Origin of the sequence: Aminipila luticellarii (genome assembly GCF_004103735.1) — a bacterium.
In the GTDB taxonomy this organism is placed as follows: domain Bacteria; phylum Bacillota; class Clostridia; order Peptostreptococcales; family Anaerovoracaceae; genus Aminipila; species Aminipila luticellarii.
On record NZ_CP035281.1, the window covers coordinates 1,229,858 to 1,251,537 of the forward strand.

The window sequence follows — 21,680 nt, forward strand, 5'->3', positions numbered from 1 at the left end:
CAAATGGAAAAACGGCCTATGCCTATGAAGTGGCGCTGATAGATAAGAAAAAAGCGCCGAAGATAGAAAATCTTCTGGCGCTTTGTCCGAGGTGCTATGCTACATATTCGATAGATGATAATAAAAAAATTTGTAAGGAACTTACGGGTGTAAAGCAAATTTTAATGGGGCATCAAAGAAGTGTAACACTACTTGACGATTTGCCAATTGAGAAAGGAGTTATTGGTATCATATTAAAAGTGAAAAATCTAAAAGAAAAAGAATTGGCTGATGCATCACTTGACCCGAAAGAAATCAAGCAAAAATTGAGCCCCGATGATAATTTTGCATTATACATGACAGTAAAAACCTATGTTAATACCTACTATGTAAGGCTCCGTGAAATAATGATTAACTTGGATAAGCGTGGAGAAATTGATTATGACGAAATCCAAGACCAAATACATGCTATTTACAAAAGACTAAAGAAAGCTAAAAGAACAAACATCGAAATATTCAATGAGATAGCTGCAAAGATTCATAAGGTAAGTCTGCAGGAAGAAATCTACTGTCAAATTGTCGTTTCGTACTTCATTCAGAGTTGCGAGGTGTTCGATGCAATTACCTAATAAGTTATATTCATATAAAAACAGTACATTAGCGTTGCTCCCTATTGTACTTGATGAGTTGCAGGATGGGCCGATGCCGGTAATAGAGTTGTTTGATAGAGTGCGAATGTCCTTAAAGGATGCGACAGATTTTATCTCCGTTATGGACTGCCTGTATGCGCTGCGAGCTATTGATATTAATGACGATGAGGAGGTGTTTTTGTGCTTGTTGAAATGAGGTCACCGGTGTTCAAGGAACAAGGTGTTGAGAGACCGCCTATCATATTTAAGGAAGGATTAAACGTAATTCTGGGAAAAGAGGATGGCGAAAATTCCATAGGAAAATCCTCCGCAATGCTTGCTATAGACTTTGTATTTGGTGGAAATACCTACATTGAAAGTGATGGCGTCAAGCATATAGGAAATCATACAATCTTTTTTGCCTTTAGGTTTGATGGGGTAGATTTTTATTTTGCACGAAATACTTCTGATTCGGACAAAATTTATGTTTGCACAAGTGAATATGATTTGACCGGAGATGTTTGGACAAAAGAAAAATATTCCAATTGGCTAAAAGAGAAGTACAGCCTTGATTTTCCGGGTTTTTCGTTCAGAGTGACTTTAAGCAGTTTCGTCAGAATATATGGAAAAGAAAACACAGATGAAAGAAAGCCACTGCGAGGTATTCCGGGCCAAGGAATGCAAGATTCTATTTCTATGCTGGTCGCATTGTTTGATAGATACAAGGATGTTGAAATATATAATCAAAGATTGGTGGAGGAAAAGAAAAAACTTGCTACCTATAGAGAAGCAAGAAAATACCATTTTGTTTCAGACCTCGTAGGTGGCAAAACCAAGTATGAGGAAAACCTTGAGGAAATAAGATGTCTGGAGCTTCAGTTGGCTGCTCTTACAGAAGAGTCGGAAAAGGGACATACTGAGGAAGAGGTTAAAAAGAGCAAGGCGAAGGCTATGCTATCTGCGCACAAGCTACAGTTGGAAACCGAAATCCAATCAAATCAAAGGAAATTAAAGCTGCTGGAAATGAGCTTGGAATACGGGCTCTATCCCACCGAGGCGGATATGTCTGGCCTTCAGGAATATTTTCCGGGTGTCAATATTCGGAAATTGTATGAGGTTGAGCGATACCATAAAAAGCTGGCAGCAATATTGGATGACCAGTTCGTGATTGAGAGGGACAGCGTCCAAGAGGAAATTGACAGTATTCAATCTCAGATTAGCCAAATTAATTCTCAAATTTTTGAGCTTGGCTATGTTGGAAATGTATCGAAGGAGTTCCTTGATAAGCATTCACAAATTAAAGGAAACATTGATGCGCTTAGACAGCAAAACTTTGCTTTTTTGACACTTACGGAATTGCAGGAAGCAAAAAAACGTGCGGACGATTTGCTGAAAAGGAGTATTGAAAGTATTCTGGTTGAAATACAAACAGAATTGAATGAAAAAATGAAGAGCTATAACGATTCTTTGTTTGATGACTCACGAAAGGCACCAAACTTGAGATTCCGAGAGTATAACAGTTATGTTTTTGAAACTCCGGATGATACTGGAACAGGCTCAAACTATAAAGGAATGGTTATATATGACTTGGCTGTACTTAACTGCACAGCGCTGCCTGCAATAGCGCATGATTCCTTAATTCTTAAAAATATTAGCGACAAGGCGATTAATGGCATTATGAGGATTTATGCGAAAAGCACCAAGCAGATATTTATTGCTTTTGATAAGCAGGCTGCTTATCCTCAAGAAACACAGGACATTCTATTGAAAAACAGAGTGCTCCAGCTATCTGATAACAACTGTGAATTGTATGGTCAGTCCTGGAATAAGGAGGGAGACGAACAAAATGAAGATGAGTTACAATAAACTTTGGAAACTATTAATTGACAAGCAACTGAAAAAATCTGATTTGAGAACGCTTGCAGGGATAAGTTCCTCTTCATTGGCGAAGCTCGGAAAAGATGAAAATGTGACCACAGAAGTTCTCGTGAGAATTTGCAATGCTTTGAAATGCGACGTCTCAGATATTATGGAATTTGTGCCACCAATCGATGAAAGTACAGAAAAAGGGACGCTCAAGAGGTAGAATGAGTATGGGCGATATTGGATAAAGTGTGTAAGCACATACAGAAGACGGAGTTCCTCGAAGACAAAGTCCTGAATCAAGTAATATAAGTTTAAGATAATAATGTCAGAAGTTAAATGAGAGAGAGCATGGAATGAAGCATAACTTGTTCAAGGAGAACGTAAATGGTGAAGGTGGAAAAGTCACTAGTTCTTCCTGTGAAAAAACGGATAAAATAGCATGTAAAATGCTGGTATTAGATATTAAATTGACAAGGAGGTGGCGGTAATGATTAATAGAGAAATACCTTTCAGGCCAAAGCTTGAAGGCGAATTTAGAGTTAGATTTTATAATGCTGCGTCTGAAATAACCGAAGCTACTGCTACCTTAACTATTGCCGCAATTGCTGAACGTGAGATAAGATGGGTCGAAAATGATTGCCCATATAATCTTGAGCAGCGAAAAAAGTATCGTGCGGTATGGTTTCTTTTCAGAGACCTGATTCGTGCATCGTGGAAGGCGTGCTATAGAGAAGGCGTATTGTACATGAGCTTGCCAAGCTTGAATGGTGCAGATATGCATGATACAACATCACCAGAGGTGAAAGCTCTTTTACGTAGTTGGATGAGTGAGAGTCGGCATGAACGACTTGTTGGATATACCGATTTTATCAAAAGAATGGAAAACCCGGGTGCAAACAAACTGAGCATTTCAACTCTGATTGCGGATGGTGAAGAACTTGCAACGCGTATTGGAAGGGCACATAACGGAGAAATTGGAATTGAGGATGCTGTAAAGCCTTATCTTCAACTCGTAAGAGAAAATGATAGGGATGAATTTACCGGTCTGAAAATTTCAGAGATTTGGAGATATTTTCGGTTAACCTGGTCTACACCTGCTGAAACAACGCCAGGAAGAACCATGCAATATTTAATCCGGGATGCAGCACATCAGCAACACGCTGTTATGGGTATTGCTTCCCTAGAGAACTGTGCTGTTCAAATAACCTGTAGAGATGATTATATTGGGTGGAATCAAAAGGCTTTTGTTGAAAGAATTCTAAAGTTAAGTGATTCTGATGCAGTAAATGAATTAAAGCAACTTCTTATATATTTAGAGGATGGTATTGCAGGAATTGACTATGTTGACCTTTGTACTGATGCAGTTGTAAAAGACCCGACTGTTTCGGATGTACAGTTGCTTTTCGATGAAGCCACTAATGCTGAGCAGATTCGTCAGCAGCTTTTGAAGGATGATATGGATAGCACTACAGACGATGCTGAAAAAAGTGAGCTTGGTAGTATTTCTATGGATGCAGAAAAAGCACTTTACCGTAGAAAACGAGCTGAACAACTAGCGCGTCTTCTTAGTGCAAAAAAAATAATCCGAGATTTGTGCGAAGACAGTGATTTCACGGAAAAGTGGCAGGACTTTTGTAAAAGTGAAAATGGTGGTTCTGCTATCAGAAGTGCGTTGGTGGCGCAAAAAACAAAGCATATTGGTTCAAGCCTTATGGAGCTTAATGTTTGTGGAGCTATACCACCATACAATGAGATACTGGGTGGAAAGCTTGTTGCTCTTTTGGCAACTTCGCCCCAGGTTGTTCATGATTATAAGGAAAGGTATGCTGATAAAGCAAGTGAGATTGCAAGTCGTTTGAAGGGACAACCAGTTTGCAGACCTGCAGACCTTGTATATGTTGGTACGACATCATTATATTATGTCGGCTCAAGCCAATACAATAGATTAAAAATACCTGGAAAAATATTTGCTTCGGATTTTGATATAGTTTGGAAGAAGCTTGGAATGACTATAGGCTTTGGAACGATGCATATAAGCAAGGCAACAACCATGAGTCTAACGGAAGCAACAAGCGATGGCTTTAATCGAATTAATCATGTTTTTGGTGAGGGAGCGAGTCCAAAAATGCGCTTACTCACAATGTCGATTCGAGAGCTATTAGAATCAACAAATGAGGCTTCGAAAGACTTTTCGAAGCATGCAATGTCTAGAATTGTTTATGGTGCATGCTTGGCTGAGAACACATTTGACTACCTAATGGGAAGGGCTTCTGCTCCGAAGTATTATACTGACATGAATAACTACGGCGTGGGTACGCAAAAGGTAATTGATTATTGGAGAAATCGTTGGCTAAAGAGCCGATTGAATTATGAACCTATATATCAAAGAATCCGTGATTTCAATAAGCAGGAATTTCTTGTGAGTAATCAAGTAGACGCTGATGAAGAATGGAGCTTTTCTAAGCTCAAGGAGGTGCAGCATATGCCGACTAATGATGAAGCTAAAACAGGTCTTCAATTTGTTCGGGATTTCTATAGAGGGTCAAGCGCATATGCAGACCATATTTCACCTGATCTTCTGTCTGCAATTCATTTGGAGACAAAACTGGATGAGGCTATTATACAGGCGGCGCTAGATGGCAAGGATATCGTGTTAACAGGAAATCCGGGTGATGGAAAAACTCATATTATCCGATTGTTGAAGAATAAGCTGGAGGGGTTAGAAAAACCGATTCATATAGAATTGGATGCCAGTACGCTATCCAACGAAGCTATTTATGCAAAATGGAAGGCTGCAAGAGAGAGTAAAACGCCATTTGTTATTGCAATTAATGCAGCAGTTCTATTTTCAGTGTATCAAAAATATCCCGAGTTTGAGCCAATTAAGGATGCATATTATCAAATGAGTCACTCTGTGGTATTTCATGATGAGGACTTGAATTGTGAAAATCTGGTGGTGTATGACCTAAGCAAACGAGAGGTTTTAACTGCCGAAATATTGCATAAGGCTATTGATAAGCTTACGGATGCAAATCATTATAAGGAATGTGCAACGTGCCCGCTTAATGAAAGCTGTGCTGTACATAAGAATTGCGCATTACTGAAGAATGGATTGTTCCAAGATAGACTGTTTGTTATTCTTCAAAGAGCTTCACTACAGGGCTATCATGCTACGGTGCGTGAGCTACAAAGCTTTATCGCTTACCTGATTTTTGGCAATCGTAGTTGTAAAATCATTAGTCGAACAACAGGTAGCAACCAGTACAATTTGGTTAATCTTGTGTATTCAGGCAAGGGGGCATTTTTTGATGTTATAAGAAATGCAATTGACCCAGTTGACATTTCACACCCTACTTGGGATGAGAAAATCCTTCTTAATGATATTCCGGCAGATAGTTGGGTTGATGGATATGAGGTGCCAGCAGAGGCAATCGCTTATGACAACTATGAATTGTTTAAGCTCAGAAAAAGACAATTTTTCTTTTTCAATCGCTACGGTGACGAACTGCTTAAGCTTATGGATGATGATGTTACACACTTTCAAGAGTTTTTGAATCAAGATAGTGGAAAGCTTATAAAGGATTTGATTCGCAAGTTGAACACTTTCTTTGGCTCCGCAAAGGCATCTAATTCTGAATTCCAGATTTGGACAGGACATCGTTATGATAACGAGCCCAGAAAGGTCTTGATTTCAATGGGTACAATCAAGAAAAGTAGCCTAAAAATTGGACGCCCCGCACTCCTTAAGTGTATGCAGGATGGAATTGATATGACATCAAGCTATATTCGATTGGAAAAAAAGGATGCAGAACACATATTCCTCAAAATTGATTTCAATATGTATATGCTTCTTACAGAGGCGGAGCGAGGTGTTCCGGTTTTATTTATGGAATCAGACCTAGTAAAAAAGGTCTGGAGGTTTGTTGAGCAGCTTCAATCCTTCAACGATATTGATGAGGATGATACCGTGACAGTTTCGTTATTAGATGTACAAAACAAGAAGAAAATTTCTGTTGCAATTGATAGAGAGGAACATAAATATTCTTCTATCGATGGCGAGAGAGCAAAGGAGGTTTAACATGGCTGACCAAATTTATCTCCACTCCTTTAGAAAGGCGGTTGATAGTACCTACGTTGGCTTCACGCCAAACGGTGGGTCAATTAAACCAGTTCATGTTGCAAGTGGCGTTCAGAGATGCATATATGGTGGCTATAATACGACCATGAACATAAAGCGACTTGCGCTGGTTTCTGATGCTAAGGGTAATGTACCTGTAGGCAGCGAAATAGAGACGATATATGCAACGCTTGCTGCGGAAGAAACCATTGAGGATGGCATTGTTGAGGGCTCTGTTGAGTCGATGAGAAATGTAATGCAAAGACTTCTATCTGCAGATAAGGGGGTTTATGTTGTCAAGGGATTAAAGGACGATATGATTTCCTTTACAGCAGGCTCAAAATACTTTTTGACAAGAACCTCAATCTATGAGGATACAGGAGAATTCATTGGTGGTATCATTCGTTCCTATTGCCCTGACCTGGCAAATTATATTAAGGAAGTACTAGAAAAGGCAGATGACCCGATTTCTCTTTTATTTGAGCCGGTACACGAGAGCTCAATGCAGGTGTTTGAGAAAAGCAGACATGAGGATATACCGGTCTTTAAGAACATGAATAATTCTGTTAAGTGGTATGTGAACGGGATTAAGGAAAGTGGAGAATGCTTGATGGAAAATCTTAAGCAGCATCCTAATCCATTAACACAGCTGCGCCTGTTCAATTTTTACTGTATATTTCAGCTTATTCGTTATATGGCAATGCTAGAGGCTTTCTATTGCGAAGAGAATATTAGGCCGATACTTTTAGATTTTTCGGGGATTGCTCCAAGCCAAAGCAGCGTTGCACGTGCGTCTGAAATGTCCTATACACAGATGCACAAATCAATTAATCGATTCTATGCATGGGGGTATGCGCAAGAGCTGAAAGAAAAGGACTATAGTAAAGCTGAGCTTTTGGCTTCTGAAACACCAATATATGAAGAAAATAAAAAAGCTTCCGTAGAACTTGATACTCTATGGGAAATGGCAAAGGAAAGGGCTAAAGTCTGCGCGACAGATGACGAAGCAAGACTTGTGTTTGGTGAGACTATGTACGATATGCTTGCATTAGAGGCATCATCACATCCAGTTAATTGCCTCAAAATTCTTGGTACAGCAGCCGGTATTCTGTATCCACCTGATAAGATGCACCCCAATAAGAGGTTTGTTTTGTCACAGGATATTTTGGAGATGATACTACGAAGCACAGTCAGTCCAGATGAAATACTTAGTGGTAGCGAGATGACAACCCGCCTTTGGGAGCGTTTTGGTATTATCGTTGGCGGAAGTACATTCGAACTTGAGCGACTCCAAAACAGTGGTATGCTATTGCAAATTGATGAAGATTCGCTAGAACGCAATTTCACAGACTTTGCAACATTACTGGAGTCTATGGACTTTGCAGAAGTTATGGCCGATGGAATCCTTCAGATACGGTTAGGAGGTGCGGATTAATGCTTGAAAAGCAAGAACTTATTATAGGGCTATTGTTAGAAAAGCTTGCTGATACAAAGGTTGGTATTCTTGTTAAAGGAATAAGCGGAATATCGCCGCAAGAAATTGCTGAAGAGCTTGCAAATAAAAGAAATACGCATATTTATATGGCGGCAGTAGGTTATGGTCTTGCTGGCAATATTGAGGAGTCACAGTATACCTTAACACCATCTGTTGAAAAGGCTGTCTTATGGAGGAGTATTCCTGAATATGCTGGAAGTATTGTTGTGTCTGTAAAGGCAGATACGGATAAACTCCATTCATTAGCTGAATTTGACAGTTTGTCTTTGAGGGACGTATCGAAGTATATTCTTGAACTTCAGATTGCAAGCGAAAGCAATACACCAACGCAGAATTTTTGGAGAGCATTACAGCAGACCTCGGATTACTACGCTTTCGACGCAATTCTAGAGTTCGTTCAGACTGTTACAACTTCAAGTAATGCGGCAGAGGCAATTCCTAGCAATATGTGGAGATTAAATCTTCTTTGTGATACAGAAATTCTGAGTACGAAATTTAAGCCTGAGGAAAGATTGACACGCAATCGCGAGTTGATTTTTGCGATAGGACAGTTAAGCGAGGACTCTAGAAAAAAGCTGAGCCGTTCCTTAGCGAGAACCAAGGGTGCTGATCGAAATAGATTGCAATCTGCATACAATGCACTTCAAAATATTTACAAATATGGGAAAAGAGAGATGCTTCAAAAACTGGACTTTGGCACGGTTCAAGAACTTTTTTCTGCATCAAAAGCAAATGAAGCAAGGAAAAAGAAGACTACACCTAAAGTCCAAGACGAAAATGATGATGGCACTGCGGATGTTACAACAGTCGCGATGCCTATTCGTCCGAAAGAACTGGGTCAGATGATTTCGGATACAATCATTAACGGAGACGATGATGATATTGTGGCCATTAAGGCACTGCTTAGAGAACTAAAAAAGCATTTTGACCCAGAAACTGAAGACAACAATGATAGCATTCCTTCTATTGGTGGTGTTTTTGATGATAGAGCAATTATAATTGAAAATCATCAATCAGACCTGAGAAAACTCGTAGGTATGGCCTGCAATGAAAACGCTTGGGGCGGCTTAATGGAAACCGAGGAAAGTGTTCTGAAGGATGCAATCTCTGCAGATATTAAAAGCTTTCAGCCTTTTAATCCTATAGGAAAGGATTCAATGGTGTCGTTTCACGGCGGAATTGACGGGAGTCAGCCTTTATTTGACTTTATCACGCAGTTTGATGCTCAATTCAAAGCAAAGGAAATTGAAACAGCAGAGTATTTTATTCCAATTATTGAAGAATTGCTAACACGCAGAGGAGAATTGCTGGATAATCTTGATATGATTATGTATTATCCTGTTTTGAGTTTCGGTATTGATGAGGATGCGCGCCAGTCGTTGATTGGGTATATTGAAGCATGGGCTGAGTTATATTATGCCTTTAGAGTTAACGAGCCAACCATGCGTGAAATGAGTCCAAGCAGTACGAGCTTCATTGCAAGAGCATTGCTCTTGTTGGATATTTTGTATGTGAAAACAACAAAGGAGTGGAAAGCAATTCTATTGCCGGTGCACCCTATATTCCTGTGGAGATACTACGAAATTTTCAAGAACTTACCATCAAAGAAGGCAGAACTGTCTGAGGATGATGCAAACGCGCTTACAGAGGTCTTAAATCGTTTGCCTCAAATTCTTAGCTTTGTAATTGCTAATAGTGTTATTACTGGCATTTCAGATGATAAGGTACTTCCTTGCTCAGGCAACATTGAAATGCTTCCAACCTTTGAGAACAAAACCAACCGTTACCTTGGTGATGATGGAACTCAGTCAATTGGTGAGATTCTTACACGGTGGATTGGCTTTGCGCCATATTCAAAGAATGAAATCAGAATTTGTTCTGTAGATGCACCAGACTTGATTGCCAATCTTCGAGCAATTAGGTCATTTATGGATAAGAATGGTTGTGAAAAAGTCGTTTATGATGTTTATCTAACCAGAAAACAAAATGGCAACACCGAGTTATCCAAACTCGATTATTCCGGGAAGGATTATGAAATAGGAGAGTTTATTCGAAAAAACAAAATCGCGATTAGTATTAAGAATGTTGAATCAGCTAATGAGGTTAAGTCTGCATTGACGGAAAAGCCGGTTCATGTTGCCTTCTATTTTGACCAGTCAGCATATGCGATAGAGTTTGGCCCTAACAGCAAGAACCTATATATTAACCCTCTCGTTGTAACCTACGATTATGATTTTGACGAAATTCAGCATAGAGGAAGTATTTTCCCTTCCTCAGAAATGGACTCTGGTTTAATTGGGGATTATCATAAGCTAATGAAATCAGCTGATGTCATTAGCAACAATATGAATCCTCGTACCACCTATAATGGTAATACAGATATGACTGCGGTTGTCTCTACTATCCAGGATGGGATGGTACAGTGGTTGGTTGCTGCAGATAGAGATACAAATAATTATGACCCTACTGGCGCAATACCAATCGGTGAAATGCAATTTGATAGACGAATGGTGAATGTGTGGGCGTCAAGCGATTCGAGAATTATTACTCAGTATCTCACGATGCTACGTGCGTATAATCTCTATCCTAAATCAGAAACCCTCATTGATATCCTTAAAAGCTTTGGGCATATCGCGTCAAACGGACTGATAAGCATTCCAAAGTTTGGAGCAGATGCGCAGGCAATCGATAATAAAAAGAAGGGATTGATTGGAACTCTATTTGCTGCTTCGTGGTATACAAGAAACAATGCAGATTCACTAGTTGCATCGTTGGATGATGATAAGGCTCGCTTATGGTTGCAGGATAGCCGTTTTGGAAATGAAAGAGCAGACCTTGTTGGACTCAAATATATTGAGAGAACAAATACGCTTTTGATTCAGCCAATAGAGGTAAAGACAAGAGATGAGTCCCCAGATGCAGTAATAACAAAATCTGATGATGGTCGTCAAATGATTACAGGGCATGCTGCTGGACAAATAGCAGCAATTGTAGGCATGCTTAAAGAAATATTCTCAGTCGATGAAAATTCGTCGGATATGTTTACTTCGGCAAGAAGAGAGGTTCTGAAATATCAGATAGTATCGGAATGCTTCAGAAATGTACATGATTCTGAATGGCAGAAAAAATGGTGCGATATCTTAAAGAAAACCTTTGGCAATGGAAGCAGTGGGAATATAAACATTGAGGTAGTTGGTCTACTTATGCACATCAAGCTTAATGAGGTCGCAGGTGGCAAGGTGATTCAATGCGTAAATCCGGATTTTGACGACTGCCCAATTGAGTATAGATTATTGACTGCCAAAGAGATACAGCAAGAAATATTTGGTGATGGCGCCATCCTCAAAGAAGTGTGGACTCCAGATTTTGATGATGATGGTACTGACACGCCTAGCGATGGAGATGATGCCATTATTGATACAGATTCGCAGACCGAGGTAGCGATTGCCGATATAACGAGGCTAGATATATCTAATGTTGTTCATGCTATAATGCCTTCTCAGGCTTCGATGGTTGCGGAAACACCAACGGGAACTTATGGTAGCACATCATCTGAAGTAAAGAACGATACAAAGGAAATCTCTAAAGAAGAAATAGCACAATTAGTTCGTGATTTTAAACGTTCTTGTGGCGACTATCATGTCAACCTTAGAGAGTGTGAAGAAAATAGTGCAGTAGTTGGGCCAAGTGTAATTAGACTGAAATTCAAGCTTGGTCGTGGACAGGCACTTCAGGGGTTGTCCAGTCATCTTGAAGACATTGGCAGAGAAATGAAAAGGACAGGCATTATTATTCAACAGATGCCGAACTCCGATGAACTTCTTCTGGATGTTCCAAGGCTCCAAAGAGAAAAAGTGCTTTTCAAGGATGTTGTAGCCTCCATTCCGTCAGTCACATCACCTGAGCAGCTTTATTTCCCATTGGGAAGAACGCCGAATGGAAAAGACCTTATTGAAGACTTGAGTCAGATGCCTCACATGCTTGTAGGAGGAAGTACGGGCTCCGGAAAATCTGTATTTCTTTTTACCATGTTAGCATCAATGCTCATGACCCATCCGAAGAAGGAAGATATGCAACTGATACTGTCATCCTCGAAGCTTGAAGATTTTATTCACTTTGAAGGGCTTCCTCATCTATACTCAGGGAAAATAATCTCTGATGCGGCAGAAGCTACAAAGGTAATTAAGGAAGTGATTTTTGAGGAGTCCGAACGCAGAGGGCGTCTTTTGGCTGAAGCTAGAGTTGCAAACATTGTCGAGTACAATAAAAAGGTAACAGAAAAGCTGGCTCCAATTGTAGTAGTTATTGATGAGTTTGCTGATTTGGCCGACCAATTAGATAGCAAAAAGGAAAAGGACGCTTTCTATAAGCCTGTTCAACGTATTGCACAGGCAGGAAGAAGCCGTGGTATACACCTGGTTATTTGTACACAACGGCCAGAAGCAAAATTAGTGCCATCGACCACGAAGGCGCAATTGAACGGCCGAGTAGCATTAAGAGTAAATGACGGCATTTCCTCCAGAATGATAATTGAGGAACCAGATGCGCAGTATCTTCAGAAACACGGTGATATGATTTTTAGAAATGGTGATGTTGTTGAGCGAGCCCAAGGATATTTAATTGAGATTGATGAATTGGACAAAATTGTTGACGATGTTATCCATGAAAGAATTTGGGTAAAGGTGGTGAATAGCAAGTGACAGAATCAAATGAATTAAGCTTTGTGTATGGTGTATTTCAGTCAGAAATTAAGAATAGATTTTTATGCATTGTGAGAATAAATGATGAGGATGTTACTTGCTATATTCCATCCTCGTGTCGTCTTAGCAATTTCATCGATATGAATGGAAGAAGCGTGCTTCTGAAGCCAGTAATTACGCCAAACGCTAGGACTCCATATGCAGTTTATGCTGTGAAATATAGACGCGGATACATCTTACTTAATCTAGCGGAGAGCAATCGAGTTATAGAATCCCAGATTCATAGAAGACTTTTTCATTTTCTTGGTAAACGCAAATCTATCACACATGAGTATATGATTGGAAATTATAAGGCTGACCTTTTTATCCACGATAGCAGGACTATAGTAGAAATAAAAAGCACCTTGGCATTTGGTGAAAGTGCCTGTTTTCCAACAGTTTATTCAGAAAGAGCAGTAAAACAACTTAAGGAAATATCAAAGTCACTTGATGAAGGCTACCGAGTCTGCTATATATTGGTTTCTTTGAATCCTCAGGTAAAGAAGATAGCGATAAACCGAAAAGTAGATGATTTCTATCGGGCTTTTAGGGAGTGCGTTGACAAAGGAATGCTGTGCAGTGCTTTGTCAATACAAATAAAAAATCAAAAGCCTGAGATACATTCAAGAATTGAGATTACAATTTAGCAGTACATAATTGAAATATATTTATGAATCGAGGTGAAGGTTTATGATGATTAGCCCGGAAGGCTACTATGAGGAATACCTCAAAGGAAAAAATGAAAAGCAGATTATGACAGCTATTCGTGGCCTGAAGCAGGAAATGGGCCGACTGAAAAATACAATGGAAAGCCCGGACTACGGCAGTGAGGCAATCATCATGCCGAGTGAAAGCACCAGGCTCTGGTGTGCTCGCATGTACCTCGAAAGAGCAAAGCAGGCGTTGAGTGATGTTGGCGGTGTCTATGCTCCATCAAAAGCGGAGCAGAAAGCAGAACTGTTCGACGCCAGCATTCCGGCCATTAGCAAAGTTATTTTCAGTATCGGTGGCTTCTTTGGCGGTTATGAAACACGCACCATTACAGTGGATGAAGAACACATCCATTTTGACGTAGAGCATTCTCTTATCCTGAAACCATCAAATCTCCCTGACGGACTGGACTATCCATGTGATAAAAAGGAGTTCCTTGATGGGGTTCGTGAGCTTCATATCGGTGAATGGCGGACAGCTATATGAATCCCTAATCCCTGCGTTGTCGACGGTACACAGTGGGAGCTCACGATTGAGTTTTCCGATGGGAACAAGCCTTTTAAGACTGGCGGCAGCAATGCGTACCCATACAACTTTGCGGCTTTACAGGATCTGCTTGGAGTTGAGCCTGACGATGAGGAGGATACCGATGAATGAATTTAATATGATGAAAAAGTATATTCCTTGTTTAGGGAAAGATAAGTACGGAGAATGGGTAATTGACCGTGAGAACGACGGCACTACAGAGCATCCGATTCAATGGCCGTTTGTTAATTATTCTGAAATAGTGGACTCATTTGTCCAGGATGTTTACAAGTTTGAAAAGGAACACCCTGAAATGAAGTTGACCAGATACGGAGAAATACTCAATGAACATAACATCGAATGGGGAAGCAAATCGATGAACGAAGCTGATGTTTCCCATCTTGATGCTCAATGTGTAATGGCAATGATAATGGGAGTTGTAAGAGCAGAACGTTTCTGCGATGGTGCATTATTAGGATTTTTCAAAGATGGTAGCATTCAGAGATGGTTAGAGAGGCTTCAGAACTTAGATTCGCAAATTATGCATTGAATGAGGAAGACAAACTGCGGTAGTGAATAAAAAAATGCCATTTATAGTTCGGCGATGGAAATGCTGTGAAAAGAATTAGAACAGGAGGACGACAGTATGGATGACCGTGGAGAAATAATAATCTACCAGACCGAAGATGGTCTAACGAAGATAGATGTCAGTATGCAGGACGAAACGGTGTGGCTGTCACTGGAACAGATGGCTGATTTGTTTCAACGAGATAAGTCTACCATATCCAAGCATATCAAAAACATCTTTGAGGATGGAGAATTAGTCAGAAATTCAGTTGTTGCAAATTTTGCAACAACTGCTACGGATGGAAAAACGTATCAAGTGGATTACTACAATCTTGATGTTATTATCTCCGTTGGCTATCGAGTGAAATCCCAACGTGGTGTTCAATTCCGTATATGGGCAACGAACATATTAAAGGAATACATCAAAAAAGGTTTTGCAATGGATGATGACCGCTTAAAAGAACTGGGCGGTGGCGGATACTTTAAGGAGTTACTTGAAAGAATCCGTGACATCCGAGCTTCTGAAAAAGTGTTCTATCGTCAGGTATTGGAAATCTATGCGACCAGTGTTGATTACAATCCTAACGCAGCAGTCTCTATACAATTTTTCAAGCGAGTACAGAACAAGATTCATTATGCTGTTTCCGGTGAAACTGCAGCAGAGGTTATCTATCATCGTGCTGATGCAGAAAAGGATTTTATGGGGTTGATGACTTTTTCAGGAGACCAGCCTACGCTCCGTGAAGCGAAGATTGCAAAGAACTACCTGGATGAAAAAGAGCTTCGTGCGATGGGCCAACTTGTTTCTGGATATCTTGATTTTGCAGAGAGACAGGCAGAGCGTGAGATTCCAATGACTATGGAGGATTGGGTCAAACATCTCGATGGCATTTTGACCTCCACAGGAGAAAATCTCCTGATTGGAAATGGAGCTATCAGCCATAATCAGGCAATGGACAAGGCACGGACGGAGTATAAAAAATACAAAGCGAAAACATTGAGTAGTGTTGAGCAGGATTATTTGGATAGTATTAAGCAACTGGAACAGAAGGGCAAAAAATAATCTATTATGAACTATCCGGAATTTCCGGATAGTTCAAGTTGAGACAGTGAAATTCGGGTGTCGATACGGTGGGAGTGGACGTGTTCCCTATCGAGAATTTTGAGAGAGTAAAAAGCACAAGGATTTATGGATTAACGAGCCTGATATAATAGGTAAAAAGGCACTTTTTTGAAAATGTGATAGTCTGTCAGTGATGGCAAATAAGCTACATATCAAGCGCAAAAATGCGGTCTTGGATAAGTTTCCACGAACAGGCAACGACTAACCTGATAACCTGACATCATAACCGAGGTATCGTGCCATGTGGAGTGTGTTTGTTTGTTGGAGAAGAATGGACAAAATTGACTAAATAGGGTAGGGCACTATGAACCGGGAACCATGGACAGGGCTGCTATAAAATTAGTGATGGTTGCACATATTGTTATTTTTATGGAACCCCTGCAAAACGATGTATAAATATTTCAGACGGAAAAAGGTTGTTTTAACAGTAACGGCAGGCATCCCTAACATTTTAAAATTAAAATAAAGAAAATTCAGAGGTACATCGATGATAAATCTTGGTGCCTCTGTTTTCATATAAAACCAAAAATAACTGCAACATTTACCCCTGTAAACTTTGATTAAATGTAAGCGTCAAACTATAGGCGCATTCACAAAATAAATAAGATATGAGATAATGCTTCCGGAAAAGTAATTTGAAGGGAGCGTTTTCATATGGCAAAAGCAACGGAAGAACAAAAACAACTATGGCGGTTTAAGGTTAAAGATTATGAGGAAAGTGGGCTATCACAAAAGCGGTGGTGCGATAAATATAATATCCCCATCAGTACTTTGGGGTACTGGAGCAGAAAAATTCGTAAGGAGGATTCATCTGTAAACCAGAGTCGTTGGCTGAAAGTTAGCTCTGATTGCTTATCTCCAGATTTGCCTTCTTCTGATGGAGAATTCATGCCCCAGATCAGTCCTATCCTCACTCTTAAAAAAGATAATTTAGCTATAGATCTGCCATTAGGTTGCAGCAGCCAGCAAATATTTGAACTTCTAAAGGTGTTAAAAGCTTTATGATACAAAGACTTACAAAAGCGAAAGCAGTCTATCTTTGCTATGAACCAGTAGACTTCCGAAAAAACATCAACGGGCTTGCAGCCATTGTCCAAGGTAGTTTCGGAAAGAATCCTTTTGACGGAGAATTGTTTGTGTTTTGCAATAAGCATAAGAATGTCATCAAAGTGCTAAAATGGGATATGGATGGATTTACGCTGTATCACAAACGGCGTGAAAGAGGCAGGTTTTGCTGGCCGGTGTTCAAAGAGGTGGAAGGAACAATCAACATAAGTAAAAACGATTTAAACAGGCTTCTTGATGGCCTTGTCATGGAGCAGTTTTCGCCTCATAAAAACTATACAATGATTTGACTTAAACCCTTGTAATTTTAAGGGTTCAGCTTGTTTTTGAGGGTAATTTGTGGTATAATAAATTATCAGTTTAGGAGGTTTAGCGTGAATAGAAAGTCGCCAAAAACAATAGATTTATCCAAAATGAGTAGAGCAGAACTTGAAGCATTTGCAATGCGTGTCGCTTCTGAGAATGAAGAACTTTCAGCTAAAGTTTCATGGCTTGAGGAGCAATACAAACTAGGAAGAGCAAGACGTTTCGGACCTTCCAGTGAGCATACTCCTTTTGATCAGCTAACCTTCTTTAACGAGTGCGAATATGAAGCCTCCGGCATTGTCATGAATGAGCCCACTTTGTCAGAGGTAAAAATCCAAAACAAGAAGAAAAAAGGACATAAAGATAAGATTACGAAAGCATTACCTACTACAATAGTTGAGTACACCCTTACAGGGGATGAACTGATTTGTGATAAATGCGGCGGACATTTATCTGAAATGAAAAAGGAAATTCGAAAAGAATTTAAATTGATTCCTGCACAGGTTCAGATTGTAGAGCACGTAAGGCATGTCTATGTTTGCAGAGCTTGTGATAAAGAAGGCGTTGATTCCAATATCATTCGTGCCGAAATGCCAAACCCGGTACTTCGAAACAGTCTAGCTTCTCCTTCTATGCTCGCCTACATAATGAGTCGAAAATATGTGGATGCTACCCCTCTATACAGACAGGAACAGCAATTTAAGAAATATGGGCTAAAACTTTCTAGACAAACTCTGGCTAACTGGATGATAAAAGCGTCCCAGCAACATCTTTCAAAGATTTACAAGCGGATGCATGAGGATCTGGTTCAAAGAGAATTTCTTTTTGCAGATGAAACGGTAACAGAAGTGCTACATGAACCGGGACGAGAAGCAACTGTTGACAGCTATATGTGAGTGTACCTTTCAGGCAGCGACTCGGTTCCTATTGTTCTTTATGATTACAAACCGGGACGAAGTGGAGATTATGCTGCAAGTTTTCTCAAAGGGTTTAAAGGATATCTTCATACCGATGGATATGCCGGTTATCATAAACTTTCTACACCGAAAGATGGCATGGAGGCAGAGGTGATCCAGTGTGGCTGCTGGGCTCATGCCAGGCGAAAATGGGATGAGGCAATCAAAGGCATTTCAGACAAAGAAGGCTTGGATGCAACGAATATCCAAATCGGCCTGGAATATTGCAACACATTATTCAGGCTGGAACAAGATTTAAAAGACCTTTCGGCGGAAGAACGCTATGAAAGAAGAAATATAGAAGCAAAGCCTGTGATAGAGGCTTACTTTGCATGGTTAAAATCTGTAGAAAATATGGTTGCACCGAAAAGTTTACTAGGAGCTGCTGTAAGATATAGCTTAAACCAAGAGAAATATCTTGTAAACTACCTCAAAGATGGCAGATGTGAACTTTCAAACAATAGAGCTGAAAGAGCCATTAAACCATTTGTAATCGGAAGAAAGAATTTTCTCTTCTTTAATACGCCAAAAGGAGCAGATGCTAGTGCCGTAATCTATAGTATTGTGGAAACAGCAAAGGCAAACAACTTAAATCCTTTCCCTTACTTAGAATATCTGCTTGAGCAGCTTCCAAACATTGATACGGATGATAGAAATAAAATATCAAAGCTTTTGCCTTGGTCTGAAAGTATCCCACAGCATTGCAGAAATCTTAGCGAGTTAACACAAGACGTTGATATTGATTAACACTAACGTAGATGATTGGAATTTCGTTGGTGCTAATTAGCACTAACTTATATAACAAAAACAGCAGGCGCTGACAGCTTATTTGCTAACGATGCCTGCTATTATTTTAATTAAGGTCTATGGTTTGACGCTTACGCAACATTTACCCCTGGAAACTTTGATTAAATGAATTTAGTAATTAGCGGGGAAAAAAGAGAGATTTATGTTGAATCTTATCTTTTGAAGAAATACAATTATAATAATAACATTAAGACAGTAGAGAAAGGGGAATAGACCAATGATCCATATTGCAATCTGTGATGATGAGCCTCAACAGCTTACAAACGCCAAAGAATTACTTATAAAGTATGCTCATGAGCGCCCACAATATGATATTAAAACCTGCTCATTCATTGCACCCTTAGAGCTGTTATCGCATGTGGCTGAGCAGGGAGGCTTTGACATATTACTGCTGGATGTTTATATGGCCGGGATGCTGGGGACGGATGCGGCAAGAGAACTTCGTCATCTTGGGGATGGGGCTGAAATCATATTCCTCACCACGTCACGGGAACATGCTCTTGATGCCTTTGAAGTGGATGCTGCACAATATCTGGTTAAGCCCTATACAGAAGATGGGCTCTTTGCTGCTTTGGATAAAATCATATCACGAATGAATGCGGATCAGCAAAATATTATCACCCTCAAGACGTCAGAGGGTATCACTCGCCTTACACCACGAGATGTGGTTTTTACAGAAACGGGGCGAAATAACTATCAGATTATTCATACGACCCAGGGAAAGAAGCTGGAGGTTCGCATGACAGCCTCAGAACTTTTTGAGCTGCTTGCACAGAATAAATATTTCGTCCGATGCGGTGCTTCTCTGAACCTAAACCTTAAATACATACGCCAGATTTCAAAGGATGCCATCCTGTTTGATACTGGTGAACGTCTTCCTTACCCCTACCGTGCCTACCAAAACTTAAAGAAGGAATTTTTGCGGTTCCAAATGTTCACCGAGGACTGAAACTATGCCAATTCTCCCTAAAATAATAGCAATTACCCCAGAAACAGTTTTTATGCTTATTTTGAGATAAAATAAAGAGAGAAGGAGGGGACGGTAATGTACGAAATTTTATTATTTTTTTCATTTGTTGAATCAGTTATTGGGGCAACTTTCACATCGGCCTCTACCATGGACTTTCGAGAACCTGTCAAAAAACGCATCACAGCAGGATTGTTTGTAATGCTTTTGGGAATCAGCATTCTTTGCGGAGTGCTTTTTACCCGGGGTATTCATGCGGCGGATAGTGTTGCCATTGTTATCGTTCTGGTACTGATACTTGCATGGTTTTTAATCTGCTCTGCCGACCCCTTTTTCGTGTCGGTCTTTAATTTTCTGACATGCATTAACATATATATCGCCATCAGTTACATGAGTTCAATGTTGAGTATACGCGGAGGTGGTGTTGCGTATGTGACGGAGTACAACATCGCCCGTACACTCATCTATGGGGCGATTATCCCGTTGCTGTTTAAATTTGTTCGCCCGCACTTTCGTAGATTGGTGGATTCTTTGGACAAAGAATGGCGTGCAGCCACATTGGTTCCTCTGATGTTTTTAGTTCTTCAAATCGTTCTCTTGTACTATCCGGTTCCATATTTTTTTTGGGAGAGCAAAAACTGGAATCAAATTGTTATCGTCATCGTCTATCTGTTGTTCTTAGCGGTATACTATCTCCTGTATATTCAGGCAAGTGATATTGTAGAGAAATATGCTTTGGAAAACCGAAACTTACTCATGGTACAACAAGACAAGCTGTGGGAATCGGAGCTTGCACGGCAAAAGGCGGCAGTAGCGTTGGCATCCCAGCAGTTGCATGATATGCATCACCACAATGCAGTTATTATGGAAATGCTTAAGGCCGGTAAATGGAGCGAACTGGAAGGATATATGCAAAGTTTTGATGCGGCTCTGGACATGAGCCAAAGCACGGTCTATTGCAAGAATCCAATTATCAACAGTGTTTGCAATGCTTATGCGAAAAAAGCGAAGCAGGCACAAATTAAGATTACTTTTCAACTAGTTGTACCTGAACAAATAGGGATTGATAATGTTGATTTGACTTGTATCTTTGGCAATATACTTGAAAATGCCGTTGAGGGCTGTTTGCGGCTGCCGGATGGGAATATACGGGAAATTACTGTGACCGTAAGATATACGGATGGAAGACTGCGTATACAAGTTGAGAACACTTGCCGTGAGGATATTGACTTTGAAGGTGAACTGCCAAAAACCCAGAAGCGAAGCGGTGGAACAGGCATAAGAAGTCTGATCTACACCGCAGAGCGGTATGAAGGCACATCAGGATTTTCAGTAAATAATGGTAAGTTTATTGCTCAAATCGTCCTCAATGAGCTTTGAAATGTTCAATAAGAAAAGACAATTAGGAACTTTCCCAATAGCTGCTGTCAGCCACTGACAGCAGCTATTTTGATATAATCAGGCAATTATCCCCAAAATGATAGCAATTGCCCCAAAAATGGTTTTTGCGCTCCTTTTTATGCTATGTTTCAATTAACGTAATCAAAAACCTAGGACTCATTTCTTGTAATATAAACTTTTTTAATTTTCAGGCCGCCAGAGTGGGTACCTTAGTCGGATTCAATAAAGGTACGGTGCAGAATTGCTACGCAGAAACAATGAAGTAATACAAATGCAAATAAAGTTATGCTGGATGGTTTGACAGGACGAAACGACTCCTGTGATGCCTTTGAACAGGACGCAGGACGATTATTCTCATGTGGAGTGCTGGTATTGCAAATACGGGGATTTTGGTATTTATACCGAACATCCTACTGAAAACGGTGCA

Annotated in this window: 15 protein-coding genes and 2 pseudogenes; all 17 read left to right on the top strand. The window is 40.1% G+C overall.

The window, feature by feature from the left end; genetic code table 11:
- Positions 1 to 29 precede the first annotated feature (29 nt).
- Positions 30 to 608 carry an ABC-three component system protein gene (locus EQM06_RS13110; RefSeq protein WP_230975031.1) on the top strand — a complete coding sequence of 193 codons (579 nt, stop codon included), beginning with the start codon at positions 30 to 32 and terminating at the stop codon, positions 606 to 608.
- Positions 595 to 825 (top strand): ABC-three component system middle component 7, encoded by a 231-nt coding sequence (locus EQM06_RS13340; protein ID WP_128745397.1) that lies wholly within the window; start codon positions 595 to 597, stop codon positions 823 to 825. Before EQM06_RS13110 ends, EQM06_RS13340 begins: the two co-directional genes overlap by 14 nt.
- Complete coding sequence (locus EQM06_RS05620; protein WP_128745398.1) at positions 810 to 2,474, top strand: DUF2326 domain-containing protein; 1,665 nt, start codon at positions 810 to 812, stop codon at positions 2,472 to 2,474. Before EQM06_RS13340 ends, EQM06_RS05620 begins: the two co-directional genes overlap by 16 nt.
- Positions 2,455 to 2,694: a helix-turn-helix domain-containing protein gene (locus tag EQM06_RS05625; RefSeq protein WP_128745399.1), complete on the top strand. Its 240-nt coding sequence runs from the start codon at positions 2,455 to 2,457 to the stop codon at positions 2,692 to 2,694. The genes EQM06_RS05620 and EQM06_RS05625 overlap by 20 nt, the downstream gene beginning before the upstream one ends.
- Positions 2,695 to 2,961: 267 nt before the next feature.
- On the top strand, positions 2,962 to 6,552 hold the full coding sequence (locus tag EQM06_RS05630; RefSeq protein WP_128745400.1) for a Druantia anti-phage system protein DruA: 3,591 nt from the start codon (positions 2,962 to 2,964) through the stop codon (positions 6,550 to 6,552).
- Between the two features lies 1 nt (position 6,553).
- Entirely contained in the window at positions 6,554 to 8,026 is a 1,473-nt protein-coding gene (locus EQM06_RS05635) for a hypothetical protein (RefSeq protein WP_128745401.1), read from the top strand.
- Positions 8,026 to 12,786, top strand: coding sequence for an FtsK/SpoIIIE domain-containing protein (locus EQM06_RS05640; RefSeq protein ID WP_128745402.1), 4,761 nt, complete (start codon positions 8,026 to 8,028; stop codon positions 12,784 to 12,786). Before EQM06_RS05635 ends, EQM06_RS05640 begins: the two co-directional genes overlap by 1 nt.
- Entirely contained in the window at positions 12,783 to 13,472 is a 690-nt protein-coding gene (locus EQM06_RS05645) for a DNA/RNA nuclease SfsA (RefSeq protein ID WP_128745403.1), read from the top strand. The genes EQM06_RS05640 and EQM06_RS05645 overlap by 4 nt, the downstream gene beginning before the upstream one ends.
- 43 nt (positions 13,473 to 13,515) lie before the next feature.
- A complete protein-coding gene (locus tag EQM06_RS05650; protein ID WP_230975033.1) occupies positions 13,516 to 14,022 on the top strand; it encodes a hypothetical protein in 507 nt (168 codons plus the stop codon).
- A 163-nt stretch (positions 14,023 to 14,185) separates the two neighbouring features.
- The gene (locus tag EQM06_RS05655) at positions 14,186 to 14,611 is read left to right on the top strand and encodes a DUF6508 domain-containing protein (RefSeq protein WP_128745404.1); all 426 of its coding nucleotides are present in this window, start codon (positions 14,186 to 14,188) and stop codon (positions 14,609 to 14,611) included.
- Between the two features lie 96 nt (positions 14,612 to 14,707).
- Positions 14,708 to 15,691, top strand: coding sequence for a virulence RhuM family protein (locus EQM06_RS05660; protein WP_128745405.1), 984 nt, complete (start codon positions 14,708 to 14,710; stop codon positions 15,689 to 15,691).
- Positions 15,692 to 16,405: 714 nt separating this feature from the next.
- Entirely contained in the window at positions 16,406 to 16,756 is a 351-nt protein-coding gene (gene tnpA, locus EQM06_RS05665) for an IS66 family insertion sequence element accessory protein TnpA (protein ID WP_128745406.1), read from the top strand.
- On the top strand, positions 16,753 to 17,106 hold the full coding sequence (tnpB, locus tag EQM06_RS05670; RefSeq protein WP_128745407.1) for an IS66 family insertion sequence element accessory protein TnpB: 354 nt from the start codon (positions 16,753 to 16,755) through the stop codon (positions 17,104 to 17,106). Before tnpA ends, tnpB begins: the two co-directional genes overlap by 4 nt.
- A 153-nt stretch (positions 17,107 to 17,259) precedes the next feature.
- A pseudogene (locus EQM06_RS13490) lies at positions 17,260 to 17,664 on the top strand (IS66 family transposase zinc-finger binding domain-containing protein); the annotation flags it as partial.
- 48 nt (positions 17,665 to 17,712) lie between these two features.
- Positions 17,713 to 18,825: pseudogene (tnpC, locus tag EQM06_RS13120) on the top strand (IS66 family transposase).
- A gap of 277 nt (positions 18,826 to 19,102) precedes the next feature.
- Entirely contained in the window at positions 19,103 to 19,834 is a 732-nt protein-coding gene (locus tag EQM06_RS05680; RefSeq protein ID WP_128745408.1) for a LytR/AlgR family response regulator transcription factor, read from the top strand.
- Positions 19,835 to 19,930: 96 nt separating this feature from the next.
- Positions 19,931 to 21,232, top strand: a complete 1,302-nt coding sequence (locus EQM06_RS05685; protein WP_128745409.1) for a GHKL domain-containing protein — start codon at positions 19,931 to 19,933, stop codon at positions 21,230 to 21,232.
- Positions 21,233 to 21,680 lie beyond the last annotated feature (448 nt).

Excerpts from the sequence above, each read along its gene's own strand:
- tnpA (WP_128745406.1), top strand. The coding sequence starts at position 16,406 with ATGGCAAAAGCAACGGAAGAACAAAAACAACTATGGCGGTTTAAGGTT.
- EQM06_RS05680 (WP_128745408.1), top strand. The coding sequence starts at position 19,103 with ATGATCCATATTGCAATCTGTGATGATGAGCCTCAACAGCTTACAAAC.
- EQM06_RS05685 (WP_128745409.1), top strand. The coding sequence starts at position 19,931 with ATGTACGAAATTTTATTATTTTTTTCATTTGTTGAATCAGTTATTGGG.
- tnpB (WP_128745407.1), top strand. The coding sequence starts at position 16,753 with ATGATACAAAGACTTACAAAAGCGAAAGCAGTCTATCTTTGCTATGAA.
- EQM06_RS13340 (WP_128745397.1), top strand. The coding sequence starts at position 595 with ATGCAATTACCTAATAAGTTATATTCATATAAAAACAGTACATTAGCG.
- EQM06_RS05635 (WP_128745401.1), top strand. The coding sequence starts at position 6,554 with ATGGCTGACCAAATTTATCTCCACTCCTTTAGAAAGGCGGTTGATAGT.
- EQM06_RS05640 (WP_128745402.1), top strand. The coding sequence starts at position 8,026 with ATGCTTGAAAAGCAAGAACTTATTATAGGGCTATTGTTAGAAAAGCTT.
- EQM06_RS05655 (WP_128745404.1), top strand. The coding sequence starts at position 14,186 with ATGAATGAATTTAATATGATGAAAAAGTATATTCCTTGTTTAGGGAAA.
- EQM06_RS05650 (WP_230975033.1), top strand. The coding sequence starts at position 13,516 with ATGATGATTAGCCCGGAAGGCTACTATGAGGAATACCTCAAAGGAAAA.
- EQM06_RS05625 (WP_128745399.1), top strand. The coding sequence starts at position 2,455 with ATGAAGATGAGTTACAATAAACTTTGGAAACTATTAATTGACAAGCAA.
- EQM06_RS05630 (WP_128745400.1), top strand. The coding sequence starts at position 2,962 with ATGATTAATAGAGAAATACCTTTCAGGCCAAAGCTTGAAGGCGAATTT.
- EQM06_RS05660 (WP_128745405.1), top strand. The coding sequence starts at position 14,708 with ATGGATGACCGTGGAGAAATAATAATCTACCAGACCGAAGATGGTCTA.